General features: G+C 44.3%; 1 protein-coding gene. It reads right to left on the reverse strand.

Going from position 1 to position 734, the window contains the following annotated elements:
• Positions 1 to 731: anaerobic ribonucleoside-triphosphate reductase (nrdD, locus tag BG32_RS07475; protein WP_409072654.1), on the reverse strand; the 731-nt coding region annotated here is incomplete at its 3' end.
• Positions 732 to 734 lie beyond the last annotated feature (3 nt).

The following is a 734-nucleotide window of genomic DNA, read 5'->3' on the forward strand; positions in this document are numbered from 1 at the left end:
GACTGGATGTTTTGCTTCACCTCTTTGAGAGAAAGGTTGTCAATTTTCACAAATGGCGCCAAATAAGTGTCGAAAGAAGAGAAAGCCTGAGCGCCTGCCCATTCATTCTGGAGTATTCCGAGGAAGTTTACCATCTGGTTCACCAGGGTTGATAGGTGTTTTGCCGGTGATGAAGAAACTTTTCCTGTCACCCCGCCCAAGCCTTCTTCTATTAATTGCTTAAGACTCCAGCCAGCGCAGTAGCCCGACAACATTGAAAGATCGTGAATGTGAATGTCTCCCTCACGGTGAGCATTGCCAATCTGAGGATCGTATATTTCTCTCAACCAGTAATTGGCAGTTACCGTTCCACTGTTGTGAAGAATCAGCCCGCCTATTGAGTAGGTCACAGTGGAATTTTCGTGAACTCGCCAGTCAAGCATGTCTAGATAGCTATTAACTGTTTTCGAAAAGTCAAGCATCGAGGAATCGAGTTCTCTCAGTTTTTCACGGTGTCGCCTATAAAGAATGTAAGATTTGGCAACATCTGTGAATCCAAGACTTTCAAGCGTTCTTTCTACGGAGTCTTGAATATCTTCGATGTCGATTAGATTATCCGTGGCTTTAGGCTGAAAATCGGCCACAACCCTCAACGCAACCCGCTCAAGTATGTCTTCGTTATAATGGGTTTCCGTTGCATCGAATGCTTTTTTCATAGCGTTGATTATCTTATCTAGATCGAAGCCTACTATGGC

The organism is Mesotoga sp. HF07.pep.5.2.highcov (assembly GCF_003666285.1).
Taxonomy (GTDB): Bacteria; Thermotogota; Thermotogae; order Petrotogales; family Kosmotogaceae; genus Mesotoga; species Mesotoga prima.